22 protein-coding genes and 1 riboswitch are annotated in these 23416 nt (G+C 59.1%); of the genes, 13 read left to right on the forward strand and 9 right to left on the reverse strand.

Features of this window, described 5'->3' with window-relative positions; genetic code table 11:
- Positions 1 to 26 precede the first annotated feature (26 nt).
- A complete protein-coding gene (locus ABFT80_RS02980; RefSeq protein ID WP_347970366.1) occupies positions 27 to 2351 on the reverse strand; it encodes a response regulator in 2325 nt (774 codons plus the stop codon).
- A 117-nt stretch (positions 2352 to 2468) separates the two neighbouring features.
- Positions 2469 to 3386 (reverse strand): polyprenyl synthetase family protein, encoded by a 918-nt coding sequence (locus ABFT80_RS02985; RefSeq protein ID WP_347970367.1) that lies wholly within the window; start codon positions 3384 to 3386, stop codon positions 2469 to 2471.
- Between the two features lie 88 nt (positions 3387 to 3474).
- On the opposite strand from ABFT80_RS02985, the gene mtgA reads away from it, so the two are divergent.
- Positions 3475 to 4224 carry a monofunctional biosynthetic peptidoglycan transglycosylase gene (gene mtgA, locus ABFT80_RS02990; RefSeq protein WP_455189861.1) on the forward strand — a complete coding sequence of 250 codons (750 nt, stop codon included), beginning with the start codon at positions 3475 to 3477 and terminating at the stop codon, positions 4222 to 4224.
- A 154-nt stretch (positions 4225 to 4378) separates the two neighbouring features.
- Entirely contained in the window at positions 4379 to 4561 is a 183-nt protein-coding gene (gene rpmF, locus ABFT80_RS02995) for a 50S ribosomal protein L32 (protein WP_347970368.1), read from the forward strand.
- Between the two features lie 82 nt (positions 4562 to 4643).
- Here the strand turns inward: rpmF and phaR are convergent, their stop codons facing one another.
- Positions 4644 to 5246, reverse strand: coding sequence for a polyhydroxyalkanoate synthesis repressor PhaR (phaR, locus tag ABFT80_RS03000; RefSeq protein WP_347970369.1), 603 nt, complete (start codon positions 5244 to 5246; stop codon positions 4644 to 4646).
- 75 nt (positions 5247 to 5321) lie between these two features.
- Here phaR and ABFT80_RS03005 point away from each other — a divergent pair, with 75 nt between their 5' ends.
- The 4 genes from ABFT80_RS03005 to phbB are packed head-to-tail and all read left to right on the forward strand — an operon-like array spanning position 5322 to position 7993.
- Positions 5322 to 5507, forward strand: a complete 186-nt coding sequence (locus tag ABFT80_RS03005) for a hypothetical protein (RefSeq protein ID WP_347970370.1) — start codon at positions 5322 to 5324, stop codon at positions 5505 to 5507.
- Between the two features lie 3 nt (positions 5508 to 5510).
- Positions 5511 to 6695: an acetyl-CoA C-acetyltransferase gene (locus ABFT80_RS03010; protein WP_347970371.1), complete on the forward strand. Its 1185-nt coding sequence runs from the start codon at positions 5511 to 5513 to the stop codon at positions 6693 to 6695.
- A 13-nt stretch (positions 6696 to 6708) separates the two neighbouring features.
- A complete protein-coding gene (locus ABFT80_RS03015; protein ID WP_347970372.1) occupies positions 6709 to 7260 on the forward strand; it encodes a hypothetical protein in 552 nt (183 codons plus the stop codon).
- A 10-nt stretch (positions 7261 to 7270) separates the two neighbouring features.
- A complete protein-coding gene (gene phbB / locus ABFT80_RS03020) occupies positions 7271 to 7993 on the forward strand; it encodes an acetoacetyl-CoA reductase (RefSeq protein WP_347970373.1) in 723 nt (240 codons plus the stop codon).
- Between the two features lie 80 nt (positions 7994 to 8073).
- Here phbB and aqpZ read toward each other — a convergent pair whose 3' ends face one another.
- On the reverse strand, positions 8074 to 8799 hold the full coding sequence (gene aqpZ / locus ABFT80_RS03025; RefSeq protein WP_347970374.1) for an aquaporin Z: 726 nt from the start codon (positions 8797 to 8799) through the stop codon (positions 8074 to 8076).
- 472 nt (positions 8800 to 9271) lie between these two features.
- Between aqpZ and ABFT80_RS03030 the strand changes: the two genes are divergently transcribed.
- The 5 genes from ABFT80_RS03030 (at position 9272) to ABFT80_RS03050 (ending at position 15276) form a co-directional block, all read left to right on the forward strand.
- Entirely contained in the window at positions 9272 to 12367 is a 3096-nt protein-coding gene (locus tag ABFT80_RS03030) for a helicase-related protein (RefSeq protein ID WP_347970375.1), read from the forward strand.
- Entirely contained in the window at positions 12367 to 12744 is a 378-nt protein-coding gene (locus ABFT80_RS03035) for an RNA-binding S4 domain-containing protein (RefSeq protein ID WP_347970376.1), read from the forward strand. Before ABFT80_RS03030 ends, ABFT80_RS03035 begins: the two co-directional genes overlap by 1 nt.
- A gap of 149 nt (positions 12745 to 12893) precedes the next feature.
- A complete protein-coding gene (fdxA, locus tag ABFT80_RS03040; protein WP_347970377.1) occupies positions 12894 to 13232 on the forward strand; it encodes a ferredoxin FdxA in 339 nt (112 codons plus the stop codon).
- A gap of 357 nt (positions 13233 to 13589) precedes the next feature.
- Entirely contained in the window at positions 13590 to 14168 is a 579-nt protein-coding gene (locus tag ABFT80_RS03045) for a CarD family transcriptional regulator (RefSeq protein WP_347970378.1), read from the forward strand.
- Positions 14169 to 14412: 244 nt separating this feature from the next.
- Positions 14413 to 15276, forward strand: coding sequence for an RNA polymerase factor sigma-32 (locus tag ABFT80_RS03050; RefSeq protein ID WP_347970379.1), 864 nt, complete (start codon positions 14413 to 14415; stop codon positions 15274 to 15276).
- Between the two features lie 2 nt (positions 15277 to 15278).
- Here ABFT80_RS03050 and ABFT80_RS03055 read toward each other — a convergent pair whose 3' ends face one another.
- The 5 genes from ABFT80_RS03055 to thiB form a co-directional block, all read right to left on the reverse strand.
- The gene (locus ABFT80_RS03055) at positions 15279 to 16751 is read right to left on the reverse strand and encodes a M48 family metalloprotease (RefSeq protein WP_347970380.1); all 1473 of its coding nucleotides are present in this window, start codon (positions 16749 to 16751) and stop codon (positions 15279 to 15281) included.
- A 203-nt stretch (positions 16752 to 16954) separates the two neighbouring features.
- On the reverse strand, positions 16955 to 17698 hold the full coding sequence (thiQ, locus tag ABFT80_RS03060; protein WP_347970381.1) for a thiamine ABC transporter ATP-binding protein: 744 nt from the start codon (positions 17696 to 17698) through the stop codon (positions 16955 to 16957).
- Positions 17695 to 19305 carry a thiamine/thiamine pyrophosphate ABC transporter permease gene (thiP, locus tag ABFT80_RS03065; RefSeq protein ID WP_347970382.1) on the reverse strand — a complete coding sequence of 537 codons (1611 nt, stop codon included), beginning with the start codon at positions 19303 to 19305 and terminating at the stop codon, positions 17695 to 17697. The genes thiQ and thiP overlap by 4 nt, the downstream gene beginning before the upstream one ends.
- Positions 19305 to 19469: a hypothetical protein gene (locus ABFT80_RS03070; RefSeq protein ID WP_347970383.1), complete on the reverse strand. Its 165-nt coding sequence runs from the start codon at positions 19467 to 19469 to the stop codon at positions 19305 to 19307. Before ABFT80_RS03070 ends, thiP begins: the two co-directional genes overlap by 1 nt.
- Positions 19470 to 19549: 80 nt before the next feature.
- A complete protein-coding gene (thiB, locus tag ABFT80_RS03075) occupies positions 19550 to 20545 on the reverse strand; it encodes a thiamine ABC transporter substrate binding subunit (protein ID WP_347970824.1) in 996 nt (331 codons plus the stop codon).
- A gap of 49 nt (positions 20546 to 20594) precedes the next feature.
- Positions 20595 to 20710: riboswitch (TPP riboswitch) on the reverse strand.
- Between the two features lie 93 nt (positions 20711 to 20803).
- Here thiB and ABFT80_RS03080 point away from each other — a divergent pair.
- Positions 20804 to 21448: a thiamine diphosphokinase gene (locus ABFT80_RS03080; RefSeq protein WP_347970384.1), complete on the forward strand. Its 645-nt coding sequence runs from the start codon at positions 20804 to 20806 to the stop codon at positions 21446 to 21448.
- Positions 21449 to 21450: 2 nt separating this feature from the next.
- Positions 21451 to 23265, forward strand: coding sequence for an ABC-F family ATP-binding cassette domain-containing protein (locus tag ABFT80_RS03085; protein ID WP_347970385.1), 1815 nt, complete (start codon positions 21451 to 21453; stop codon positions 23263 to 23265).
- Positions 23266 to 23416 lie beyond the last annotated feature (151 nt).

Genomic DNA, 23416 nt, shown 5'->3' on the forward strand with positions numbered 1-23416 from the left:
GCAACGTAGAACGCCTACTTTGGGCATTACGCCGATGCAGCGAGCTTCGTCGTTTCACTCAGCCAAGAGCCGATCTTGCCGCCAAGACGGTCCGGCGAGATGGGCTTGGGCAGATAATCGTCCATACCGGCGTCGAGGCATTTTTCGCGGTCGCCTTTCAGGGCATGCGCGGTAACACCGATGATCGGCGTGTGCTGGCCGGTCCGTAATTCTATCGTGCGAATGGCTGTGGCTGCTTCGTAGCCGTTCATTTCGGGCATGGAAACGTCCATCAGGATAAGGCGCGGCTTCAGCGCCCGGTACATTTCGACTGCGGTGCGGCCATTGGCTGCGATGCGATAGGAGAGGCCAAGGCCGCTCAGAATCTGGCCGAATACGAGCTGGTTAACCTCATTGTCTTCGGCAACCAGAATATCGAGCGCGCCGCCGCGCTGGAGCGGTTCGCGTTCGCCGGACTGCCGGGTCAGGGCGGTCATGGTTTCGGCCATCGGATAATGCGCGGCAATCGGCTCGCGGGTGAACTGGGCCTTGCCGCCCTGCCTGCGCGCCTTCTGGATCGCGGCAATGACGGTGCCGAGAAGAACTGCCGAGCGGGCAGGCTTCGTGAGGTGCGCGGCGATGCCGTAATCCATAATAAGGCGTCCGAAATCGACTTGGTCGACCGAGGTCAGGAGCACGACCGGAATAGCCGACATATGGCTGTCGGAGGACATCGCCTTGGCGACATCCGCGCCACTCATTCCGGGCATCTGGTAATCAAGGATCACGCAATCGACCGACGCGCCAAGCTGGTGCGCCCGGTCGAGGAATGCGAGGCCCACAGCGCCGCTTTCGGCGGCAGCGCAATCGAAGCCCCAGCTCCGCAACTGCTCAAGCAGGATTTCGCGGTTGACCGGGTTGTCGTCGATGACCAGCACGCGCGCACCGGTGACATCGACGGGGATGAGATCGTTTTTGACATCTGCTTCATGCACCGGCAATTCGGCGGTGAACCAGAATACCGATCCGGTGCCGACTTCGCTCTCGATGCCGATCGTGCCGCCCATAAGATCGACAAGCCGCGCGGCGATCGCCAGACCGAGGCCGGTTCCTTCATGGCGGCGCGTCGAGCTTCCGTCGACCTGTGCGAATTTTTCGAACACGGTCTGCAGCTTTTCGGCTGGAATACCGATGCCTGTGTCTTCGACACGCACCTTCATCTTGACGACATGGTCCTCCACCTCGCCGGATACATCAACCAGCACATGGCCTTTCTCGGTGAATTTCACCGCATTGCCAAGCATGTTGGTGATGACCTGCCGGAAGCGTCCGACGTCGCCCACGACATGGGCGGGAAGCTTCGGATCGATACGCACGATGAGTTCGAGGTTCTTTTCGGCCACGCGCGCCGAAACCAGCGTCGCGACGTCCTCGACCGCTTCGGCAATGGCGAAAGGCGCGGGGTCGAGCGTCAATTGACCGGCATTGATCTTGGAGAAATCCAGAATGTCGTTGATGATGGTGAGCAGCGCATTGCCGGACTTTACGATGACATCGGTGAACGTCTTCTGGCGCGGCGTCAGTTCGGTTTTTGCAAGCAGTTCCGCCATGCCGAGAACGCCGTTCATCGGCGTGCGGATTTCATGGCTCATATTGGCGAGGAATTCGGATTTTGCGCGGTCGGCGGCCTCTGCCTGAGAGAGCGATTCTGCCGATTGCTGGAAGGCGCGGCGGATCGTGCGTTCCATAGGCAGGAAAACCCAGAGGGCGACAATTGCCAGCACCGCCAGAGACGCCAGGCTTGCGATGATGAGCAGTGCATCGCCACGGCTGTCGGCCAGCCGGCGCTCGGTTTCCATGGCCATGCGGGCCTTCAGGAATGAGGGCTGGACGAACAGATCGTTCTGGTTGCGGATTTCGCGATAGCTCCAGTCATCGACAATCTGCGCAACGGAAATGAGGTTCAGATTGCGGACTATATCGCGTGCCGACCAGAACAGATCGCCGTTTACCGAGGCGGCGGAAAGCCTGTCCCTGGCGGTATTTGAGAGACTGGGATAAATGGCCTCGATGCGGTCTTGAAGCGCGTCGATCCGATTGGTCAATCGCTCGCTGTGCCCGCGTGCTGCGGCCATCAATTCCGGGCGGGTCTGCGGCCGCCACGCCGATGCTGTCGTCTCGGCAAATGCCGTTGCGTTTTTGATCTCCACGGCCAGCGCAGTCATGTCGCTGCCGATCGTATCGACCTCATTGCGAAAACTGTTGACGTAATTTAGCGCAAAAACCACGACACCGGCGGTGAGTGCAAAGATCAGCAACCCAGACAGATACCTGATCCGGATAGACCGTATGAACAGATTGTAGTTCGGCACGCGAATGCTCCGGAAAAGTATAATTTTACCGGTTGCAACTACGCTTCATTAGCCATTAACGAAAAGTTCAAGCGAATGGGGAGAAATCAAAAAAATCTGATTTCAGCCCGATTTTCGTCAACTTTTGCGCGTGGCGATGAATCGCGCGGCTTCTTTCAGAAGTGTCGAACGCTCGCCGAAGGGGTCGAGAAGGCTGTGTGCCTGGTCGACAAGCCCGGCAAGCTGGGTCTGTGCCCATTCCATGCCATGCAGCGAAACCAGTGTCGCCTTTCCGGCAGCCGCGTCCTTGCCCGTCGCCTTGCCCATGGTTTCTGCTGTCGCCGTCAGGTCGAGAAGATCGTCGGCGAGCTGAAATGCAAGTCCGATTGCCGAGCCGAATTCGGCCAGGCGCTCACGATCCGCATCGCTCGCGCCGCCAAGGATTGCGCCAGCCTCGCAGCCGAAACGAATGAGCGCGCCGGTCTTCATCGCCTGCAGGCGGATGATGCCTGCCTCGTTCGGGCGCTGTTTTTCGGCCTGTAGGTCGAGCGCCTGCCCGCCTGCCATGCCGCCGGGGCCAGCGGCGCGTGCCAGCGCCAGAATGAGCACGACTTTCCTGTCCGGTGAAATAGTGGTTGCCGGGTCGGCAATGATGTCGAAAGCATAGGTCAGCAGGCTGTCGCCTGCCAGAATGCCGGCTGCCTCGCCGAATGCGCGGTGAACCGTCGGCAATCCGCGACGCAAATCGTCATTGTCCATTGCGGGCAGATCGTCATGGATCAGCGAATAGCAATGAATGCATTCGAGCGCTGCTGCCACGCGCAATGCCGCTTCAGGGTCGGCATCGAAAAGGGCGGCACTTTCCATGACCAGAAAAGGCCGCAAACGCTTGCCGCCCGCCAGCACGCCATGGCGCATGGCGGCCATCAATTCGGAAGGTCGCTCGATCTCGCCCTGCAACGGTCGCCCGTCAAGCAGGGTGTGCAAAAGCGCCTCGACCTCGAGCGCGCGCATTTCGAGAAAGGTTTCGAAAGGGATCTGACCGGCATTTTCCATGGTTACGTGGCTCTACCGAACGTTCAGACGTTGCGCAAGAAGCCAAGCACCTTTATGCCGGAAGGCGTATCTGGCAAGGGCGGGCACGTTGACGGAGCCGATCGTAGACCCCGAAACCGAAGGACTGGGAATGCCGATAAGGCGAAAAACCAGGTCGCGCGGAACGCTGGCCGTGTGGATGCGGCGCGCGCTGACGGTTCTGGTCGTTCTTGCCGTGGCGCCGCTCGTGCTGACTTTTCTCTATCTGCCGTCCTTCGTGCATCCGGTCTCGACCCTGATGGTCAAGGATATCGTGACGCAGGGCGGCTATGACCGTCGCTGGGTGCCCATCGAAGAGATCGCGCCTGTGATGGCCCATTCGGTCATCATGTCGGAAGACGGGCAGTTCTGCGGGCATCGGGGCATCGATCTCGGCGAGCTCAGGGTTGTCATCGACAGCGCAATGGCAGGTGAATCGACGCGCGGCGCATCGACCATCCCCATGCAGACCGTGAAGAACCTGTTTCTGTGGTCGAGCCGCTCCTTTTTGCGCAAAGTGCTGGAGCTTCCGCTGGCCGTTTATTTCGACGCCGTGGTTTCCAAGAAAAGGATCATGGAAATCTACCTGAACATTGCCGAGTGGGGGCCGAACATCTACGGCATCGAGGCAGCCGCACAGCATCATTTCGGCGTTTCCGCCAAAAACCTGACGCGCAGGCAGGCGGCTTTGCTGACTGTCGCGCTGCCGAACCCGAATGTGCGCAATCCTGCGAAGCCGACGGCAGCCCTTCGCCGCATCGCCTCGACCATCGAACGGCGCGCATCGCGGGCAGGCGACTATGTTCAATGCCTGCAATAAATGGCCTCTTGAGGCACATCGTCAAAAAAAATCGCGCTGGCGCTGGTCAAGCCCCGCATGAGCGTGTATAGGCTCGCCAACTTTCAGATTCCGGCCCGACGATTGCGGTCCTTTAACGAGGGCAGCAAGGGCTTTTGACCGATGGAGCATTTCCATGGCTGTGCCAAAACGAAAAACTTCGCCGTCCAAGCGCGGAATGCGCCGTTCGGCAGACGCACTCAAGGCCCCGACCTATGTCGAGGACAAGAATTCCGGCGAAACCCGCCGTCCGCACCATATCGATCTCAAGACCGGTATGTATCGCGGCCGTCAGGTTCTGACGCCTAAGGAAAGCTAAGGCTTTTCTAAAACGCGTTTACCAAGAAAAAGACCGGCTCGCGCCGGTCTTTTTCGTTTGTCTGCTGTTCGAGTAAAACGCTCTACCCTAAAGAATCGATCTTGCGCTGCATCGCCGCGATCTGGCTCTTCAGTTCCTGAAGGTCGTCCGGCTTGCTTTCGGGCGCAGGCTCTTCCTTTTCCGCAGCGCTTGAAGCGGCGCCTGGCGGCGGGAAGGGCGTGAACATACGCATGGCGTTCTGGAACATTTCCATGTTGCGCCGCGTCTGTTCTTCGAGTGCCTTGATCGGCGTCGCAACCTTCATCATGTCCATGGGCGTCTTGCCCAGAGATGCCTTCATCTGCTCGCGAAAACGCTCCTGCTCCTTGGAGAAGGCGCTCATCGACTGTTCGAGGAAGCTCGGCACGATCATCTGCATCTGGTCGCCGTAGAATGCGATCAACTGGCGCAGGAAAGGCACGGGCAGCATGTTCTGCCCATCCTTGTTCTCCAGCTCGAAGATGATCTGGGTCAGAACCGGATGCGTGATGTCTTCACCTGATTTGGCGTCCTGCACCGTGAATTCCTCGCCCTTCTTCACCATTTCGGCGAGGTCTTCGAGGGTTACATAAGTGCTGGTGCCGGTGTTGTAGAGACGACGGTTCGCATATTTCTTTATGACGACCGGGTCGTTTTTAGCGGGCATAAGGAACCCTCCCAGGTAACGCCGGGCTTGGGTAAGCGCCCGGTAACTATTTGCCTGCCGTCAGGATAGGCGCAAATGCTGCGCAATTCCAAGCGGTTTGTGCAGTGCGGAATTGCAGTGCGAAAAAATGCTGCGGAAAATGCTGCGCAGCATCAAGCGCGTTCGCAAAAATTGTCTGCCATTGCGTTTGACTTGGCCACGGGAAACAGCAAGAAAAGTCTAAACAATGATCTCGACCTGAGCTCAAAAGTCTGGAGATGAAACATGTCCTCTTCCCAAGCAATCGTCGTGGCAAGTGCCGCGCGCACCGCTGTCGGCTCGTTTAACGGCGCTTTTGCAAACACGCCAGCGCACGAACTGGGCGCGGCCGCTATAGCCGAGGCACTGTCGCGCGCATCGGTCGATCCCAAGGAAGTGGATGAAGTCATTCTCGGCCAGATCCTGACGGCAGGTCAGGGCCAGAATCCTGCGCGGCAGGCGGCGATGGCCGCGGGCATTCCACAGGAAGCGACCGGCTGGGGCCTCAACCAGCTTTGCGGATCGGGCCTGCGCGCGATCGCAATCGGCATGCAGCAGATCGCGACGGGCGATGCAAAGATCATCGTCGCGGGCGGCCAGGAATCCATGTCGATGGCCCCGCATTGCCAGCATCTGCGCTCCGGCGTGAAGATGGGCGACTTCAAGATGATCGACACGATGATCAAGGATGGCCTGACCGACGCATTCTATGGCTACCACATGGGCAACACGGCAGAAAACATCGCGCGCCAGTGGCAGCTTACCCGCGAGGAGCAGGACACATTCGCAGTCGCTTCGCAGAACAAGGCCGAGGCCGCGCAAAAGGCCGGCAAGTTCAAGGACGAGATCGTTCCTTTCACCGTCAAGGGCCGCAAGGGCGACATTGTCGTCGATCAGGACGAATATATCCGTCACGGCGCGACGCTGGATGCGCTGCAGAAGCTGAAGCCCGCTTTCGACAAGGAAGGCACGGTGACTGCGGGCAATGCTTCAGGCATCAATGACGGTGCAGCCGCGACCGTTTTGATGAGCGAAGAAGAGGCGGTGCGCCGCGGGATCCAGCCGCTTGTTCGCATTGTTTCGTGGGCGACGGCAGGCGTCGATCCGCAGATCATGGGAACCGGCCCGATCCCGGCTTCGCGCAAGGCGCTGGAAAAGGCTGGCTGGACGGTCGTCGATCTCGATCTGGTCGAGGCCAATGAGGCGTTTGCCGCACAGGCCTGCGCGGTCAACAAGGATATGGGCTGGAATCCGTCGATCGTAAACGTGAATGGCGGTGCGATCGCCATCGGCCACCCGGTCGGCGCATCGGGCGCCCGCGTCTTCAACACGCTGGTCTACGAACTGCGCCGCCGCGGCGGCAAGAAGGGTCTCGCAACCCTTTGCATCGGTGGCGGCATGGGCGTCGCTATGTGTGTGGAAGTGCTGTGAGTATTCCGTTGCTATGAGCGAATTGTTGGTCGGTTTCTTCTTAGGTGCTGGAGCGAGTATATTAGCGTCTTTAGTAATGATCCTATTATTGCGGTGGACGCTATCTCCTAGAATTGAGATTGATGATTTCGTTCGTTGTGGCACAAACGCTGTCGGGAAGCCGACGATCAAATTTAGGATTACTAATAGAAGTTTCCGTCAGGCGATTGAGATTAAGATTGTTGCGCACAGGGTTAGGGATGAGGTTGATGGTAGCAATACTTATTCTTCTATAAGGAAAATCCCTTTGGTAACGGATGATATAGCCGTTTTGGAGGCTTATGATAGAAAGCTCAAGCGAACAGATTACTATAGCGTCCTCAGTTCGCGTTCATCTGACGGGCGTAAGAATATTCAGAAAGTTTTTGAAGAGTCCCAAAGTACATGGATACGACTAAGGGTTATTGCTACTGATCCGTATAGCAACGTCAGGAAAGTTTTCACCAAACGGTATGAGAAGAAAGATTTGAAAGACGGTGCCTTTGGCAAACGTTCCGATGGAATTGAGTATTTAGAAAAACTGTGAGGGAGGACCTATGTCGAGAACAGCAATCGTTACCGGAGGAACGCGCGGCATCGGTGCTGCAATCTCCGTCGCGCTCAGGGAAGCAGGCTACGAAGTTGCCGCCAATTACGCTGGCAATGACGAAGCGGCCGAAAAGTTCAACGCCGAAACGGGTATTGCCATCTACAAATGGTCGGTTGCCGATTACGATTCATGCGTTGCGGGCATCGCCCAGGTTGAAGCCGATCTCGGGCCTGTAGGTGTTCTGGTCAATAATGCGGGCATCACCCGCGATTCCATGTTCCACAAGACGACGCCGCAGCAGTGGAATGAGGTGATCGGTACGAACCTCAACGGCGTGTTCAACATGACCCATCCGCTCTGGAGCGGCATGCGCGACCGTAAATTCGGCCGCGTCATCAATATCTCCTCCATCAATGGCCAGAAGGGCCAGATGGGGCAGGTGAACTATTCCGCGGCCAAGGCGGGCGATATCGGCTTCACCAAGGCGCTTGCACAGGAAGGCGCGCGGGCAGGCATTACCGTCAATGCGATCTGCCCCGGCTATATTGCGACCGAAATGGTCATGGCCGTGCCGGAAAAGGCGCGTGAGGCCATCATTGCGCAGATCCCGGTCGGTCGATTGGGCGAGCCGGAGGAAATCGCGCGCTGTGTGGTGTTCTTGGCATCGGAAGATGCCAGCTTCATCACCGGATCGACCCTTAGCGCCAATGGCGGACAGTATTTTAGCTGAGTTATTGCGCATAAAATCAAAAACGGCGTCTCTTGCGAGACGCCGTTTTTGTTTGTTTGCGCATATGCTTTTGAACGCGATCATTCAGCCGGGATGATCGTATCTCCGATCGATGGTGTTTTGTCCTCGAGCAATGCGGTGTGTGCGAACCCTGCCAGAACCGCGCCGACGATCGGTGCAATCCAGAACAGCCACAATTGCTGGAGAGCCGCGCCGCCGACGATCAGTGCAGGTCCGGTCGAACGTGCCGGATTGACCGACGTGTTGGTGACCGGGATCGAGATCAGGTGGATGAGCGTCAGCGCCAGACCGATGGCGATAGGCGCGAAGCCCGGCGGTACACGCGAGCCGGTCGCCCCCAGAATGACGATCAGGAAGAAGAAGGTCAGAACCACCTCGATCAACAGGGCCGAGGTGAGCGAATAGCCGCCCGGCGAGTTCTCGCCATAGCCATTGGTCGCAAAGCCGCCGACAGTGGTGAAATCGGCTTTGCCGGCAACAATCAAATAGAGAATCGCCGAAGCAAATACCGCGCCGATAAGCTGCGCGATTATGTAAGGCAAAAGCTCTTTGGCCGGAAACCGGTGTGCGACCGCCAGGCCGATTGAAACAGCCGGATTGAAATGGCCGCCCGAGATGCCGCCCACGGCATAGGCCATGGTCAACACTGTGAGACCGAACGCAAACGCAACGCCAAGAAACCCAATTCCAACTTCAGGAAAGGCAGCCGCCAACACCGCGCTGCCACAACCGCCGAAAACGAGCCAGAAAGTTCCGAGAAATTCTGCAACGAGACGCTTGGACATGGTTCCCTCCTTTGACCAAGTCCGATTACGCAATGCCTGTTTCGGGCAAAGTGCAATGGGAGGTTGCGTTGGCGAAAAGCTTACGCAGCGTAAATCACAGGATTATTTTGTGCGGATGGCTAAATTTCGCTCCGGATCGGTATCCGTGCTGAATCGCGATTCAGCATGTGGTGATTTTCACCTGCTCCATGTCCATATGAAGTGGAGAACAAAAGCTGAATCCATGCGAGTCAGCGATTCGTAGCCGATTCGTTCCGTCCTTGTTCCGAATCTGCGGTTTCTAGGGCCAACTTGCCTGCAGAACACAGAAAAAAGCGCAATTTGGAGCAAAAGGACGGCGCTTCGGTTTCGATTTTACAACATTGTTCTTCCGTTGCAGACTGCAAAACCCTATGTGACGCCCATCGCTTCTCGGAAGGCGATGCCGTCGATCGGCCTTTGAAGGCAGCGCAGAAAGTCACTTCCCGGCAAGATGAACATCCAGCCCAGACCCAACAGCCCGCTCATCCTTTCGGGACGCGACGTTACCGCCGTTCTGGGGCCGACCAATACCGGCAAGACGCATCTGGCGATCGAGCGGATGATCGCGCATGAAAGCGGCGTCATCGGCTTGCCGCTGCGCCTTCTGGCGCGCGAGGTTTATGTCCGTCTTTGCGAGAAGGTCGGAGCACATAATGTCGCGCTGATCACCGGTGAGGAAAAAATCCAGCCGCCCAAGGCGCGATATTCCGTGTGTACCGTCGAGGCGATGCCGCGCGAGACGAATGCGGCTTTCGTGGCAATCGACGAAGTGCAATTGGCCGGAGATTTCGAGCGCGGTCACATTTTCACGGATCGCATTCTTCATCTGCGCGGGCGTCAGGAGACGCTTCTGCTGGGTGCTGCCACCATGCGCGGTATTCTTGAGAGGATGCTTCGTGGCATATCAGTGGTGACAAGGCCGCGCCTTTCGCATCTGGCCTATGCCGGATCGAAGAAGATCACACGGCTGCCGCATCGCTCCGCGATCGTCGCGTTTTCGGCCAATGAGGTCTACGCGATTGCCGAGCTGATAAGGCGCCAGCGCGGCGGTGCAGCCGTGGTGCTTGGCGCTCTATCGCCGCGCACGCGAAATGCGCAGGTCGAGCTTTATCAATCCGGCGACGTGGATTTTCTGGTCGCGACCGACGCCATCGGCATGGGCCTCAATCTCGATGTCGATCACGTCGCCTTTGCGCAGAACCGGAAATTCGACGGCTTCCAGTATCGCAATCTTTCGGCAGCGGAACTCGGCCAGATTGCAGGGCGTGCGGGGCGTCATCTTCGAGACGGCACATTCGGCGTTACCGGTCAGGTCGATCCCTTCGACGACGAACTTGTCGAGCGGATCGAGGCGCATGATTTCGATCCGGTCAAAGTCCTGCAGTGGCGCACGGCGCAATTCGATTTTGCCAGCCTGGACGCGCTGCAGCGGTCGATCGAAACGAATGCGCCGGTCGAGGGGCTGACGCGCGCGCTGCCTGCCGTCGATGCGCAGGCGCTGGAATATCTGTCGCGCGACCCGGAGATAAGGGCGCTGACTTCCACGCCTGAGCGCGTGGCGCTCTTGTGGGAAGTCTGCGCGCTGCCGGATTATCGCCGCATCGCACCAGCCCAGCATGCCGATCTGATCGCTTCGATTTATGACGATCTCGCACGGCGCGGGCGCGTCGATGAGAATTATATGGCCGAGCAGGTGCGCCGTGCCGATTCCACTGAAGGTGATATCGACACGCTTTCGCATCGCATCGCACAGATCAGAACGTGGACTTTCGTGTCAAACAGGCCCGGTTGGCTTGCCGATCCAACACATTGGCAGGAAAAAACGCGGGAGATCGAGGACAGACTGTCAGATGCACTGCATGAGCGGTTGACGAAACGCTTCGTAGACCGCAGGACTTCCGTGCTCATGCGCCGCCTTAGAGAAAATACAATGCTGGAAGCCGAAATAAGCCCATCTGGAACCGTGGTAGTCGAAGGCCACCATGTCGGAGAATTGCAGGGGTTCCGTTTTACCGCCGACCAAAGTGCCGGTGGAGAAGATGCAAAAGCCGTAAAAGCGGCCTCGCAGAAAGCCCTTGCCGTCGAATTCGAAAGCCGTGCCGAACGGTTTTCCGCCTCGCCGAACGGCGATATAGCGCTCGGCTCCGACGGCGTATTGCGCTGGCTCGGTGCTCCGATCGGAACGCTGGTCGCTGGCGAGGAGGCTCTGAAGCCGCGTCTCGTTGTGCTAGCCGACGAACAATTGACTGGTCCAGCGCGCGACAAGGTCGTGGCGCGGGCCGAACGTTTCGTCAATTTCCAGGTTGAATCGCTGCTCAAGCCGCTGGTCGATCTGAAGAATGCGGAGCAGCTTTCGGGCATTGGCCGCGGCATCGCGTTCCAGCTCGTCGAGCATTTCGGCCTGATCAACCGCCGCGACATTGCCGAGGACGTCAAATCCCTAGATCAGGATGGTCGCGCGGCCCTGCGTCGTCTGGGCGTGCGGTTTGGCGCGTATCATATTTTTGTACCCGCGCTCATCAAACCGGCCCCCGCAGGTCTGGTGACGCTGCTCTGGGCACTTATCCATGACGGCAAGGACAAGCAGGGTTTCGGCGATGTCGTGAACGCGCTGGCCACTGGCCGCACATCGGTCGTGGTCGATGCGACTTTCGATCCGACATTCTACAAGCTCAGCGGCTACCGCATTCTCGGCCGCCGCGCTGTGCGCGTCGATATTCTGGAGCGGCTGGCCGATCTCATTCGCCCGGCTCTTTCATGGAAGGCTGGTGTCGGCACACGGCCTGATGGCGCGTTCGACGGCAACAATTTCTTCGTGACGCCAGCGATGATGTCCATTCTCGGTGCCACCGCCGACGACATGGAAGAAATCCTCAAGGGTCTCGGCTATCGCGGCGAACCAAAGAAGGCGGATGACGTAAAGGCACGTCTCGAAGCTCTGGACCATGCCGCTCGCGAGGCTGCCGAAAAGGCGGCTGCGAAGACCGCTGAGCCAAGCGAGGCGGTCGCGGAGCAGGCAGAGGCTTCTGAAGAGGCTGCGCCTGTCGCTGAGGCTTCTGAGCCGGTCGTGGCGGAAGTCGCTCCCGTGGAGGTTGATGAACCTGCAACGGCGGAAGTCGTCGCTACCGAACCGGCAGAGCCTGTTGCTTCGCCGGAACCTGCCGTAACAACTGAGGCCGAGCCGGAAGGCGCGGAAGCGCCGAAGCCTATCATCTTGTGGCGCCAGCAGCGTTTCGAGCAGCGTCCGCGTCACAATCGCGGTAACGACAATCGCAACAGGGGCGGCGCGCCTGCGCAGCGTCAGGGCGAAGTGCGTAAAGATGACGCATCGGCACCCGGCGGCGGCAAGGAGCGGCCCGCACGGCGATTCAACAAGGGCAAGCCGGGTCAGGACGAGCGCCGTCAGGGCGGTCGTCCGAATGCGGAAAATCGCGGTGGTGCCAAGCCGGTTCAGCAAAAGCCGAAGCGTGAAGAGCGTCCGGTTCGCATCGATCCGGATTCGCCCTTCGCGAAGCTCGCAGCCTTGCGTGACCAACTGAAAAAATAATGACCGCGGCGGGCAGACAGCGCATCGACAAATGGCTGTTCTTCTCGCGCGCGCTCAAGTCGCGTTCGCTTGCCGCAAAACTCGTGCAGGGCGGGCGCGTGCGGCTCAACGGTGAAAAGCTTGCCCAGGCTTCCGATCTCGTCAAACCCGGCGATGTGCTGACGATCACGCTCGAACGCCGCATTCTCATCTACAAGGTGCTGTTGCCGGGTGTCAGGCGCGGCCCGGCCGAGGAAGCGCGGGCGCTTTACGAGGATCTGTCGCCGCCTCCCGAAAAGAAAGACGCGCCGGCGCTGGTGCCGGTTCGTGATGCAGGAGCAGGGCGTCCTACGAAAAAGCAGCGTCGCGAAACGGATAGACTGCGTGATCCGCATTAGGATGAACGAAATTCTACCCTGTAGCCTGATCTCGGAATAACATTTCCGTGGGTCTGTGTTGGGCGAAAATGCCACCCTTGCAACCTCAAAGCAAAGGGTCTACCTCACGGCCATCCGTTCTATAAGGGCACTTTCCGGAGCCGTATCACATGACCTATGTCGTGACCGACAACTGCATCAAATGCAAATATATGGATTGCGTCGAGGTCTGTCCGGTCGACTGCTTCTATGAAGGCGACAACATGCTCGTCATTCACCCCGACGAATGCATCGATTGCGGCGTGTGTGAGCCGGAATGCCCTGCCGATGCGATCAAGCCGGATACGGAACCGGGTCTTGATAAGTGGCTCCAGATCAACACCGAATACGCCGATAAATGGCCGAACATCACGACGAAGAAAGATGCGCCGGCCGATGCGAAGGAATTCGACGGCGTCGAGGAAAAGTTCGAGAAGTATTTTTCCGCCGAGCCTGGCTCGGGAGACTGATAGCGGCGCTGTATTCGTCGGCGCTTTTCGATCATAAACAGTTGACAGGTGCGACTGCCCGCGCCTGCTGCTCGTCTATGCGGCAAATTGTTGATTCTGGCCAGTTTTTGTGCTATACAATCAACACATGCCGACGGCACGACTTCGATCTATGGCGCAAAAGCCCTAATCACTGAAAGGCGAAACTCTTCTTGGACCGGATTGATCTGGCTCTGGCAAGCTCGTTTGCCAATTGTCAGCGCTGAATTCCAGGACGCGGGTTTTGCCTTGCTTGTGCGGCAACGATCTGGCCCATGAAGGGCCGCCTCGGCAGATCTTCCGGCGATAGAGCCGGTGTAACAAGGAGTGCAGGGCGTAATGGTAACTACCAACCAGCAGAAGAAGTCCGCGACGCGTCACGGTTTCAAGACGGGTGAATACATCGTTTATCCGGCCCATGGCGTCGGACAAGTCGTCTCCATCGACGAACAGGAAGTAGCGGGTCACAAGCTGGAACTTTTCGTCATCGATTTCCAGAAAGACAAGATGCGCCTGAAAGTGCCGGTAGCGAAAGCGACTTCGATCGGCATGCGCAAGCTTTCCGAGACCGATTATGTGGAACGCGCTCTGAAAGTCGTTCAGGGCCGCGCACGCGTCAAGCGCACCATGTGGTCGCGCCGCGCGCAGGAATATGATGCGAAGATCAATTCGGGCGATCTGATTTCCATCTCGGAAGTCGTGCGCGATCTTTACCGTGCCGACAACCAGCCGGAGCAGTCCTATTCCGAGCGTCAGCTTTATGAAGCAGCACTTGACCGCATGGCTCGCGAAATCGCAGCCGTCAATAAATTGTCCGACACCGAAGCTGTTCGCCTGATCGAGGCTAACCTCGAAAAAGGCCCTCGTCGCGGCGCGAAAGCGGACAATGAGGAAGCAGAGCAGGAAGAAGCTGCCTGATCTTATTGCTGCATTTTTCTCAGGAAACCCGGCCTTTGTGCCGGGTTTTTTGTTTCTAAAACCGGCAAATACGTGATTTCCGACCGTTGCGCTCAAATATGAGTCCGCTGCGGAACAAAAACAGGCTCGTTACGTTCCCGATCTAGCTAGGGCATTGCGGCATACCGTCAAGAGCAAAGCGGAATTCAATCTCGCGGCTTTTGATCGCTGGCCCCAAGAAATTGGCGATGGTCGGGAGCAGAACATGACGGAAGACAAGGCACGGCAGATTCTCGTTCGCGCGGCGATGAAAGCGCCGTATCTTGCACGCGATGAAGAATATGATCTGGCGCGACGCTGGCGCGACAATCACGACCAGCAGGCGTTGCACCAGATAACCGTCGCCCATATGCGCCTCGTCATCTCCATGGCCGCCAAATTCCGTTACTTCGGTCTGCCAGCCTCCGATCTCATTCAAGAAGGGCATGTCGGCCTTCTGGAAGCTGCCGCACGTTTCGAACCGGAACGCGAAGTGCGCTTCTCGACCTACGCGACCTGGTGGATCAGAGCTGCGATGCAGGATTATGTGCTGCGCAACTGGTCGATCGTCCGGGGCGGCACAAGCTCGGCGCAGAAGGCGCTGTTCTTCAATCTGCGGCGTCTGCGTGCGAAACTCGGACAGGGACCGGCCCCGCTCAGCAATACCGCGCTCTACAAGGAAATCTCGTCGGCATTGCGTGTATCGGAAGCCGATGTCGCGACCATGGATGCCCGGCTTTCCGGGCCGGATACGTCGCTCAACGCACCCGTGATAGATGAAGGCACCGGGTCTGCGGACCGTATGGATTTTCTGGTCTCTGACGATCCGCTTCCAGATGAAATCGTCGGCAACACGATCGATCTCGAACGCCGCAGCGGATGGCTGAAGAAGGCGTTGTGCGTCCTTAACGACCGTGAGCTTCGCATCATCGAGGAAAGACGCCTCCAGGACGAAGGCGCGACGCTGGAATCGCTGGGTGAGACGCTGGGCATTTCCAAGGAACGCGTAAGGCAGATCGAAAGCCGCGCGATCGAGAAGCTGAAGACCGCATTGGTGAAGGAAAACCCTTCGCTATCCGTTGCGGCCTGACGTTACTTGTCGGTGACGATTTTTACCTTGTCGCCGGCAGAAACGGTCGCGCCAGGCGACATCGCGTTCAGCACCCTGAACAGATCGAGCTTGCGATCGACGCCAACCATGCTGGCAGAAAGTGAACCGATGGTCTGGCCCGGCTGCACGGTCACCACACGAATGCGCAGCGGCTTGAGGGCCGCTTTTTCGCTGGCGTTCAGCACGCGGAAAGTGCCCGCCACCGACCGCGCGACCTGATCCAGCGAGCCGCTTGCTGCGGGCGCTGCCGTCAACAGGCGATAGACCTGACTTCCCGCACGGATGACCGTTATGTCGAACTGCCAGCCATCAGCGCGCGCCTTGGCGGTTGCCGCTTCGCTGCCATTGATCGTTTCGGTGCGCACGCTGGACGGATCAAGCCCCGCGACCCAACCGCTTTTCACATAATCCGCAAGCGATGTGCTGGCGGCGAGATTGACGCCGTCGAAGCGCACGGCCATGTCGCCCGGACCTGTCGCCGTGACGGCGGCAGCGGTGTTGTCGATCACGAAACCTTCCGGCACCGAGAATGAGATGCCAAGGCGCGGGTGAAGGAAGGTCGTTCCCCGCACATAGCCTTCGTCGGGCGTATCGCCGAACAGCAAGCCGTCAATGCCGGCCAGGAACGCGTCGCGGTCGCGCGCGCCTGTTCCGGGCGGGCCGAATTGACGGGCATGGCGCTGCGCAAGCTCCACGCGCTGCGGCACGTTCGGGTGGCTGGCGAGGAAGTCGAGGCTCGCATCGGTTGCGCCGGTAACGGTGCGGAAATTCGCGTAGGAAGCCATGGATTGCAGGAAGCGCGAGGCGGCATAGGGATCGAAGCCTGCCTGTCCGCTTGCCTTGATGCCGATCGCGTCTGCTTCCAGTTCCTGATTGCGCGAGAATTGCGCAAGACGCAGCTTGCCGCGAATGAGTGCTACTTTCGCTGTCTGGCTTTCGCCGAGCACGTCGGTAACGACCTTGGTCGCCAGAACTTCTTCCGCTTCCTTCTGCTGGCGCTGGACGCCGTGATTGGCGGTCACATGGCCCATTTCGTGGGCAATGACGGCGGCAAGCTCGGAGGAATCGTTTGCAAGCGCCAGGAGGCCGCGCGTGACGTAGAGATAGCCGCCCGGCAGCGCAAAGGCGTTGATGTTCGGCGAATTCAGGATGGTGATGCGGTAGGTCTGGTTCGGGTTTCCCGAAACCGTGGTCAGATTGCCGACGACTTTCGCCACCATGCGCTCAAGCTTGGGATCGGAATATTCGCCGCCATAGGTCGCCAGAATGCGCGGATGCTGGCCGCGCGCAATCTCGGCCATGCGGTCGTTGCGCGACACGCTGTCGACCGTCACCGGATTGTTGGATGGCTGGAAGCCGGATTCGCGCAAATCGCCGCTGAACACATTGCAGCCTGCCAAAAGCGCAAACAAACCCACGCCGCCGGCAAATCTTGCCAGGCTGCGCGCAGTCATTCCATTTCCATTGCTGACCGTACGGCTAAGCAGGATCGTTTCCTTTCGACACTTCGGGTCAATGCCGGCCGTGGCTTGCCCCGTGAATCACCTACGCCCCACCATGGGACCTAGCCACATTCCTTCAGGCAAGACAACAACAGGAGAACGCCCCGAGCTTGCGGTTTGGCCGGAAATTATGTCCGCTTCCGGGCAGACCGGGCTTAAAGCGGTGCTCGCGGCCCAAAACCGATATAGTGCCGAAACGCTTCAGGTCCAGTTTCCGCAAAGAATTCAGCGGTTTTGCCGGTTAGCGCTGCTCTTCCATTATCAATGAACACCATTTGTGATGCGATGCGGCGTGCATCTTCGGGCTGGTGGGTCACGAAAAGCACGGTCATGGGGCGCTCCTTATGAAGCTCGACCAACAAATCGAGCATATCTTCGCGCAGGGCGGGGCCGAGCGACGCGAAAGGCTCATCAAGCAACAGAACGGGCCGTTCGCGCACCAGGACGCGCGCTACCGCCACGCGCTGCCTCTCGCCCCCGGACAATTCGCGGGGCAACCTTTTTTCCTTACCAGCCAAACCGACACGCGCAAGCGCCTGCGAGACAGCCTGCCGATCCGTATCCGTCAGTTTCAAGGAAGGAGATCGGCCAAGCCCGACATTCTTCTCGACGCTCAGATGCGCAAAAAGATTGTTTTCCTGGAAAACCATCGAAATCGGGCGAACTGCGGGCGCAAGCTGCGTGACATCGTCGTCGCCGATCAGAATGCGACCGGCCTGCGGCGTTTCGAAACCTGCGACCAGATTGAGAAGCGTCGATTTCCCCGATCCGCTCGGACCCATGATTGCGGTTATCGCCCCCGCTTCGAAGCTGACATCGAAGTCGAAGCCTGTGTCGCCATAGCTGAACGAAACCTTGTCGAGAGCGACTTTGCGTGGGGCAGGAATGGCCGAATTCATTTTGTGGCATTCTTTCCCAAGCGATCTGCAAGCATCATCAGCGCAAGACAGAGCATTCCAAGCAGAAGAGCAAGCCCCGCCGCATCCGCCGTTCTGTAACTGCCCATACGCGACAGGAGCAGATAGGGCAGGGTCTGAACGGAATCGCTGCCGAACAACGCAATGACGCCTAGATCGCCCAGCGAAAGCGCCATCGCGAAGGCAAAGCCGGTGGCAGCGGGCCGCCGCAGCATCGGCCAGTCGATCAGGCGGAAGCGGTTCCATCCCGCAATGCCCAGCGACGTCGCAAGCTTTTCGTGGCGTTCATAGGCGGCGTCATAGGCGGGTCTTATGGCGCGGATTGCGAAGGGCATCGCCATGACCGCGTTGACGGTGACGACCATGATTGGCGCCAGCGCAAAAACATTGCCCGTGTGCCGCAAAAGCACGAACCATCCCGCGCCGATGACGATGGGCGGCACGACCAGCACAAAGCCTGCGCCTGTATCGGTCGCGCTTTCGAGCCAGGATTGCTTGCCGCCTTTGCGCCGCGCCGCAAGCGCCATGCGTGCCATGGCAAGTGCCAGCGCGAGGCACACCGAAAGGATTGCAGAAGAGAGCGCCAGCACAAGGCTGGTCAATGTTGCCTTCTGAACGGTGCTTTCGCCTGCGAGGCGGTAGAGGTCGGCGTCCAGCCCCGCCAGCACGGTCGCCAGCATCGGAGCTGCGACGAATGCCAATGCAAGCAGGATGAGCGCGGCGTTAAGGCCGGTTTCCAACGGGCTGATGGTCACGAACCGACGCGACGCGACAGGCAGATTGGCATCGCCGGTTACGTTCGCCCCGAAGCGTGTCAGGATGAACATGACGCAGACGGTCAGCACGACTTGCAGAAGCGTAAGTGCGACCGCGCGTGCGGGGTCGAAATCGAAACGCAGCGACTGATATATCGCGACTTCCAGCGTCGTCGCGCGCGGTCCGCCGCCCAGCGTCAATACGATGGTGAAGGATGTAATACAGAGCATGAAGACGAGGCCCGCGACGCCCGGCAGGCTGGCGCGTAAAGCAGGCCATTCGACCAGCCGAAACACGGTGCGCGCATTCATGCCGAGTTGGCTCGACAGCCGCCACTGATCGGAGGGGATCGTCTGTAGAGCTTCCAGAAACAGGCGCGTCGCCAGCGGCAGATTGAAGAAGACGTGGGCGACGAGAATGCCGGAGAGGCCATAAATTCCGGGCCATGTGCTGCCGGTCAGGCTGCTGAGCGGATCGGCGAAGAACCCGGCCCGGCCATAGAGCGCGAGTATGCCGAGTGCCGCGACGATTGCCGGGAGTGCCAGCGGCACTGCAAACAGCCGCAGGATGAAACTGCGTCCGGGGAAGGTATGATGCCGCGAAAGGGCGCGCGCGATGAGGATTGCAGGCGCGACGGACAGCAGTGTCGATAACGCCGCCTGCCAGAGCGTGAAGCGCGCGACACGCAGCAGATAAGGATCGAAGGCCGAGATCGCGCCTGATATATCGCGCGCGCCTTCGAGCATCAGGCCGGTAAATGCACCGCCGATGAGTATGGCGATTGCGGTCAGGGCGGTGATGCCGAAAGTGATGCGGGAGTCGGCGCGGGGCATCAATGGTTGCCCGGATGATCGAGCGACCATTCAAGTGGGCGCTCTACGTTGCCCCCCTCTGTCCTGCCGGACATCTCCCCCACAGGTGGGGAGATTGGCTGGCCGCTGCCGCCGGATTTTTTCTTGAGAGGAAGCTGATTGGCGAAATCATAGATGAGGGCCAATCTCCCCACCCGTGGGGGAGATGTCCGGCAGGACAGAGGGGGGCAACGTAGGGCGGTCACTTCGAAACCATTCTCCGCTACTACCTACTCATAACCGCAAGCCACTCATCGACCCAAGCCTTGCGGTTCTGTTCAATCTCCTCCGGCGAAAAGCTCAGCGTCTTCGCGGGCTTTACGAGCTTGTCGAAGGCTGGGTTGAGCGGCTTGTCGAGCTTGCCCGCCGGATACATCCAGTTGGTTTCGGGAATCGCATCCTGAAAGCCCGGACCCGTCATGAACGAAAGGAATTTCGCCGAAAGCGGGTTCTTCGCGCCTGTCGTGGTGATGCCTGCGACCTCGACCTGAATGTAATGGCCTTCCTCAAAGGCCGCTGCCTGATAGCGTTCCGAATTGTCGGCGATCATGTGGTAGGCGGGCGAGGTCGTGTAGGAAAGAACCATCGGCGCTTCGCCCTTGGTGAACAGCCCGTAGGCTTCGCTCCAGCCCGGCGTTACCGTCAGAACGCGCTTTTGCAGCTTGGCCCAGGCGTCTGCAGCTCCATCGCCATAGACCGATTTCATCCAGAGCACGAGGCCGAGGCCGGGCGTCGAGGTGCGCGGGTCCTGAATGACGATCTTCTGTTCCGGATTGCTCTCGACCAGTTCCTTCAGGCTCTTCGGCGGGTCCTGCAGTTTTTCGGTGTCGTAGACGAATGCGAAATATCCATAGTCGAAGGGCACGAAAGTATCGTCGGTCCAGCCGCCGGGAACCTCGACATTGGTAAGGTCGATGCCGTGCGGCGTAAACAGGCCAGTGCTTTTCGCTTCCGCCGTCAAATTCGTGTCGAGGCCGAGCACGATGTCGGCCTTGGTGGATGCGCCTTCCAGCTTGACGCGGTTCAGCAGCGCGACACCATCGGCAACCGAGACGAATTCGACGTCGCATCCACATTCGGCCTCGAAAGCTTTTTCGACGGCGGGACCGGGGCCCCACTCGGCGGTAAAACTGTCATAGGTATAGACAGTGAGCTTTTCCTGCGCGGCAGCCGCTGTCGCGAAGGGCGCAATGGAAAGAGCTAGAACAGCGGTGAGTTTCATACGCATCGACATCTCCTTTTTCTCGAGTGGAAGGAGAATGAGGCGTCGCTTGAACGAAGCATCTAATCCCTCCGCCGGTGCAAACCGGATCAGGTTCAGCGGGTTGGCTTTCAAGCCTCTCAGCCGGGTTCGCGAAAAACGCGTCCGGCACCCCGTTAGATGCCTTTGACATAGGACGGCTTGATTGCCCGCGCAAGCGCTAGTTAAGAGCGCCTGCGGGCTTCCTATGCGTGTGCCGGGCATGATAGAGGCGGCTGCATGAGCCGATTTACAATCCTGCTTGGCGGCGATCTCGTGCCGACACCGCTGCTTGCCGCGCAGATCGAAAGAACGCGCGTCATCGCTGCCGATGGCGGTATGCGCCACGCAGCTATGCTTGGTCTGATGCCGGAGCTTTGGGTCGGCGATTTCGATTCCGTCCCCGAAGGGCTGCCGGAGCCATATTCGTCCATCCAGCGCGAAACCTTCCCGGCGGAAAAAGACGCAACCGATGGCGAGCTTGCGATCGGTGCAGCACTTTCGCGTGGTGCGAACTCTTTGGTCATTGCTGGTGCGTTCGGCGGTCCGCGTGCCGACCATGCATTTTTGCATATGGCGCTGGCGCTTCATCTGGCCGAAAACGGCACGAATGTCCTTCTCACCAGCGGCAAGCAGGAAGGCTATCCGCTGCCGACCGGCTCTTCGCAATTCGACTATGAAGACGGCACTTTGTTCAGCATTCTTGCCTTTTCCGACCTGGTCGGCCTTACGGTTTCGGGCGCGAAATGGCCGCTTCACAATGTCGATGTGCCATTCGGTTCGTCGCTCACCATATCCAATGAAAGCCGGGGCCGGCTGTGCATCACGCTTGAGCGTGGCCGCGCGCTGCTTCTGGCGCATCCGTTTCCCGATCCGAAAGATTAAGCATGGCTCCTCCTCCTCTTCTCAAGCTCGACGGGATCCGGCTGACCTTTGGCGGCACGCCGCTTCTGGACGGCGCCGATCTTTCCGTCACGGCGGGCGACCGTATCGCGCTTGTCGGCCGTAACGGTTCAGGCAAATCCACATTGCTGAAGATCGCGGCGGGGCTGGTCGATGCGCAGGATGGTGAGGTTTTCCGCCATCCTTCCGCGACCATTCGCTATCTGCCGCAAATGCCGGACATGGAAGGTTTTTCGAACACCCTCTCCTATGTCGAGGCCGGTCTTGGACCCGCGGACGATCCGCATCGCGCCGTCTATCTGCTCAACCATCTGGGTTTGAGCGGCGAGGAGCAGCCCAACGATCTTTCTGGCGGCGAAGCACGCCGTGCCGCCCTTGCGCGCGTTCTGGCTCCTCAGCCCGATATTCTGCTGCTCGACGAGCCGACCAACCATCTCGATCTGCAGGTCATCGAATGGCTGGAAGACGAGTTGAACCGTACGTCTTCGGCCATGATCGTGATTTCGCATGACAGGCGCTTTCTTGAACGCGTCAGCCGCGCGACGGTGTGGCTTGACCGCGGGCAGACGCGGCGTCTTGACCGTGGCTTTTCTCATTTTGAAGAATGGCGCGACACGATCCTGGAGGAAGAAGAGCGCGAACAGCACAAGCTCGGTCGCCAGATCGTTCGTGAGGAACATTGGTTGCGCTACGGCGTGACCGCGCGCCGCAAGCGCAATATGCGCCGGTTGGGCGAATTGCAGACGATGCGCCAGCGCTTTCGCGGGCATAAGGGCGCGGAAGGCGTCGCAACGATGGTTGCCAGCGATGCCGCCGAATCCGGCAAGCTGGTCATCGAGGCCAAGAACATCTCGAAAAGCTTTGGCGATCTGACGGTCGTGCAGGATTTCTCGTCGCGCATCCAGCGTGGCGACCGCATCGGCCTTGTCGGGCCGAATGGTGCTGGCAAGACGACATTGCTCAAAATGCTGACCGGCGAATTGCAGCCGGATACCGGCTCGGTCCGCCTTGGTACTAATCTCGAAATCGCGACGCTCGACCAGAAACGCGCCGCGGTCGATCCGCAGGAAACGCTCGGCCAGTTCCTGACCGACGGGCGCGGCGAGACGGTCGTCATCAATGGCGAGGAACGCCACGTCGTCTCCTACATGAAGGACTTCCTGTTCAAGCCGGAAATGGCCCGTACGCCGGTGCGGGAACTCTCCGGCGGGGAGCGTGCGCGGTTGATTCTGGCGCGTGTTCTGGCGCGTCCGGCAAATCTTCTGGTGCTGGACGAACCGACCAACGATCTCGACATGGAAACGCTGGAACTGCTTCAGGAACTCGTCGCAGGCTTTGCCGGCACGGTCATCCTCGTCAGCCACGACCGCGATTTTCTCGACAGAACCGTCACCAGCATCATCGCGCCGGAACCCGGCGGGCGTTGGGTGGAATATGCGGGCGGCTACGCCGACATGCTGGCGCAGCGCGGCGGCACAAAGCTTAACGACAGACGCGCCGTGCCCAAAACATCCGGCGATGAGCCGCGCGCTGCGGCACAGACGCAAAGCCGCGAGCCGGCGAAGAAGCTTTCCTACAAACAGAAATTCGCGCTCGACACGCTTCCGGGAAAGATGGCAGCCGTGACGACTGCAATCTCAGCACTTGAAAACAACATCGCGGACCCGGCCTTCTACGAACGCGACCCGAAAGGTTTTCAAAAAACGATCGCCGCCCTGGACAAAGAGCGCGCAACGCTCGCCTCCATGGAAGAAGAGTGGCTCGAACTCGAAATGCTGCGGGAAGAGCTTGAGGGGTAAGATATGCCCGACCGAAGGTCGGCAAAAAACCAACGATTTGGCTTTTTGAATGTCGAACGCCCGCAGCCATAGCGTAGGGCAGGAGTGGCTCGGCTTTGCCTCGTTCGAGGCACGCACGGGGATGCCGCTTGCCGTGTGAACAAAAACTCCA

It is taken from the genome of Foliimonas ilicis, from assembly GCF_039939195.1.
In the GTDB taxonomy this organism is placed as follows: domain Bacteria; phylum Pseudomonadota; class Alphaproteobacteria; order Rhizobiales; family Rhizobiaceae; genus Foliimonas; species Foliimonas ilicis.

Bases quoted from the DNA above. Each gene is read 5' to 3' on its own strand.
- ABFT80_RS03050 (WP_347970379.1), top strand. From the start codon at position 14,413: ATGACGGAAGACAAGGCACGGCAGATTCTCGTTCGCGCGGCGATGAAA.
- thiQ (WP_347970381.1), bottom strand. From the start codon at position 17,698: ATGAATTCGGCCATTCCTGCCCCACGCAAAGTCGCTCTCGACAAGGTT.
- ABFT80_RS03010 (WP_347970371.1), top strand. From the start codon at position 5,511: ATGTCCTCTTCCCAAGCAATCGTCGTGGCAAGTGCCGCGCGCACCGCT.
- ABFT80_RS03015 (WP_347970372.1), top strand. From the start codon at position 6,709: ATGAGCGAATTGTTGGTCGGTTTCTTCTTAGGTGCTGGAGCGAGTATA.
- thiP (WP_347970382.1), bottom strand. From the start codon at position 19,305: ATGCCCCGCGCCGACTCCCGCATCACTTTCGGCATCACCGCCCTGACC.
- phbB (WP_347970373.1), top strand. From the start codon at position 7,271: ATGTCGAGAACAGCAATCGTTACCGGAGGAACGCGCGGCATCGGTGCT.
- aqpZ (WP_347970374.1), bottom strand. From the start codon at position 8,799: ATGTCCAAGCGTCTCGTTGCAGAATTTCTCGGAACTTTCTGGCTCGTT.
- ABFT80_RS03035 (WP_347970376.1), top strand. From the start codon at position 12,367: ATGACCGCGGCGGGCAGACAGCGCATCGACAAATGGCTGTTCTTCTCG.
- ABFT80_RS03005 (WP_347970370.1), top strand. From the start codon at position 5,322: ATGCTGCGCAATTCCAAGCGGTTTGTGCAGTGCGGAATTGCAGTGCGA.
- rpmF (WP_347970368.1), top strand. From the start codon at position 4,379: ATGGCTGTGCCAAAACGAAAAACTTCGCCGTCCAAGCGCGGAATGCGC.
- ABFT80_RS03080 (WP_347970384.1), top strand. From the start codon at position 20,804: ATGAGCCGATTTACAATCCTGCTTGGCGGCGATCTCGTGCCGACACCG.
- ABFT80_RS03085 (WP_347970385.1), top strand. From the start codon at position 21,451: ATGGCTCCTCCTCCTCTTCTCAAGCTCGACGGGATCCGGCTGACCTTT.
- ABFT80_RS03030 (WP_347970375.1), top strand. From the start codon at position 9,272: ATGAACATCCAGCCCAGACCCAACAGCCCGCTCATCCTTTCGGGACGC.
- ABFT80_RS03055 (WP_347970380.1), bottom strand. From the start codon at position 16,751: ATGACTGCGCGCAGCCTGGCAAGATTTGCCGGCGGCGTGGGTTTGTTT.
- phaR (WP_347970369.1), bottom strand. From the start codon at position 5,246: ATGCCCGCTAAAAACGACCCGGTCGTCATAAAGAAATATGCGAACCGT.
- ABFT80_RS02985 (WP_347970367.1), bottom strand. From the start codon at position 3,386: ATGGAAAATGCCGGTCAGATCCCTTTCGAAACCTTTCTCGAAATGCGC.
- thiB (WP_347970824.1), bottom strand. From the start codon at position 20,545: ATGAAACTCACCGCTGTTCTAGCTCTTTCCATTGCGCCCTTCGCGACA.
- ABFT80_RS03045 (WP_347970378.1), top strand. From the start codon at position 13,590: ATGGTAACTACCAACCAGCAGAAGAAGTCCGCGACGCGTCACGGTTTC.
- fdxA (WP_347970377.1), top strand. From the start codon at position 12,894: ATGACCTATGTCGTGACCGACAACTGCATCAAATGCAAATATATGGAT.